General features: G+C 62.6%; 4 protein-coding genes and 1 pseudogene. 1 reads left to right on the top strand and 4 read right to left on the bottom strand.

The window, feature by feature from the left end:
* Positions 1 to 378, top strand: a pseudogene (locus AC1DYI_RS33400) (extracellular catalytic domain type 1 short-chain-length polyhydroxyalkanoate depolymerase); the annotation flags it as partial.
* Positions 379 to 402: 24 nt separating this feature from the next.
* On the opposite strand, the gene AC1DYI_RS33395 reads toward AC1DYI_RS33400, so the two are convergent.
* The 4 genes from AC1DYI_RS33395 to AC1DYI_RS33380 form a co-directional block, all read right to left on the bottom strand.
* Entirely contained in the window at positions 403 to 894 is a 492-nt protein-coding gene (locus AC1DYI_RS33395; protein ID WP_477208406.1) for a P-loop nucleotide/nucleoside kinase family protein, read from the bottom strand.
* Between the two features lie 122 nt (positions 895 to 1,016).
* Complete coding sequence (locus tag AC1DYI_RS33390; RefSeq protein WP_477208405.1) at positions 1,017 to 1,220, bottom strand: hypothetical protein; 204 nt, start codon at positions 1,218 to 1,220, stop codon at positions 1,017 to 1,019.
* 288 nt (positions 1,221 to 1,508) lie between these two features.
* Positions 1,509 to 1,958, bottom strand: a complete 450-nt coding sequence (locus AC1DYI_RS33385) for a hypothetical protein (protein WP_477208404.1) — start codon at positions 1,956 to 1,958, stop codon at positions 1,509 to 1,511.
* A gap of 32 nt (positions 1,959 to 1,990) precedes the next feature.
* A partial coding sequence (locus AC1DYI_RS33380) for a hypothetical protein (protein WP_477208403.1) occupies positions 1,991 to 2,195 on the bottom strand: 205 nt, incomplete at its 5' end.

Genomic DNA, 2,195 nt, shown 5'->3' with positions numbered 1-2,195 from the left:
ATGCAGGGTCGTCGGCACACCCGGCCGCTCGCTGCCACGCCGGTCACGATGGAAGCCAACTGGCCGCCGCTGCTGGTGATCCACGGAGATGCCGACATCATCGTCTCGCCACACAACGGCCACGTGGCGGCGCAGGTCTGGGCCGACGCAGCAGGCGCCCGGCCCGGTCAAGCCCGCAACATTCAGCGCGGCAAGCGCTACCCCATGTCGGTGACAGACTTCAAGCGCAAGGGCAGCACCGTGGCGACTCTGGTGGCGGTGGGCGGATTGGCCCACGCCTGGAGCGGCGGTGCCGCCAACAAGCCTTTCAGTGACAAGCGAGGGCCAGACGCGTCACGCATGGTGTGGGCCTTCGTGGCCAAACAGTTCAGAGACTGACCCTGCCGCTGGGCTTCACCAGGATCACTGCGTGTGGATCTCGATGTTGAAACCTTCAGTCTCTTCAGGCGCCTGGAAAAAGGAAGAGACGTAGGTGAAGTCGTCTTCCGTCAAGTGATGGGAGCCTTCTGGCCGCTCGACATTGCGCTTGGCGATCTGCGCCAGGCAAGTCTCGTCGGAGGTGTTCACGTAGTGCAGCACGTGCGCAGCCCCAGCTTGCTCGAACACCGAGCGAAACCAACTGCGACCTGCCCTGGTATTGGCCTGGAAGTCCAGCACCACGGATTGGCCGCTGTTCAACAGGCCTACGGCAAGCGGGCCGACCACTGTCTTCAGCCGCTTCGAGAACCGGACGTAGTCATCGAAGACCTTCATCTCATCGCCAAACAGGCGCATGAGCCAGATGTCTTCGGATATCAGCATCGCGCCGAGCTCTTGCGCGAGGCGTGACGCGACAGTCGTCTTGCCGGCCCCGGCTTTGCCGCAGAAGAAGTGAAGCGTCGGAGTAGATGACATAAGGGGTTAGCCATTGACCTTTTGACGAACATCGTCAGGCCGGTCTGCGACGATGCTTGGCAAGCATGGCCATGTCATCCGCATAGATGGGGATGCGCGCTTCAAGAAGCGTCATTCTGCGATCAACCGGCAGAAAGCAGCGGGGGCTGGGTGAGGTCCGCGTCGACGTTCATCAACGCACTGGCCAAGGCCAGGCTGCGCCAAAGCGCTTTGGGCATCTGCATGATCGCCTCGGGTGTTCTCGCCTGCGCAATCCAGGCGCTGATCTCGGCATGCTGGGCGGGGGTCAACAGGCTGCGGCTCAACATCTCGTCCAGTGTCTGCACTCGGGCCCCTTTTCAATCGAAGACTTGTCGGCCTTAAGGCCGTTTCGATCGATGGTAATCGAGCAAGCACCTCATGCGCCGGCCGGCATCAGGACCGGACCCGCACTTCGGCTCGCGCGATCAATCGGCTGACCCGAGACACGGACGGCTCCAGCTCGCGTGCCTAAGCCGTCATTGAGAACCGTGCGCATCCGCCACGATCTGCGCATGGCGCTTCGCGGCGCGACGATGGTCGGTCGCCGCCAGGACACGGGCCGCTGGCCGATCAGCCGGGGCGGCCCCGTTCGCTCACGTTCGCACGTTGTTGATGAGATGAGGAATGCTGGCCATGGCCAGAAATCTCGCCTTGATCAGCAGCTCCAACAGGCGACCCAGGTGGTCGGGCTTGATCGACTCCGTTCCTGCGTCCACCCAGTGCTGGTGGTTGTCGGTCAACGTGCTTTGCCAATTGCACATCAGCACTTGAGTCATGTCAGCGTGCATGACCTTGTGGAATCCGGTGGGAATGGCGTCCTCCTCGGTGTTGAGCAGCGTCATTCTCTTTGCCCATTGGTCCACCCCGGCCTTCCATACCTCGGCGAGGTCCGATTTGTTTGCGCAATCCAGCGTGACGCTGCGCGCGGTACCGAAGCCGCCCACGGGCGGGTCGTAATGGACGATGACGTGGCGCAGCGGCGAACCCATCGGAATGACATGGACACCTGCACCGGGCATGCGGATGGCGGCGTTGTAAGGCATCGTTTTCTCCCTTGTTGAAGATCGACACTGACTCATTTGCGCGTGCCTTCGAAATCCTTGGCCGGCCCGAGCCGCTGGGCCTTGGCTGCCGCCTTCTCCTGCTTCCGCCGTGCTTCCTGTTCGCGCGTGGCACGCAGTTCTTCGGCGGTGGGCGGTGGGCGGTCCTCTTCAGGCGTCGTCAAGCCAAGCCTGTCGGTACCCGAGCGGAGCAGTCCGCCCAGTGTCGACGTGACACTG

The organism is Ideonella sp. P3_A4, assembly GCF_056403075.1.
Note: the sequence above shows the minus strand (reverse complement) of the source record. Positions and strands in the feature narration are given on the sequence as shown.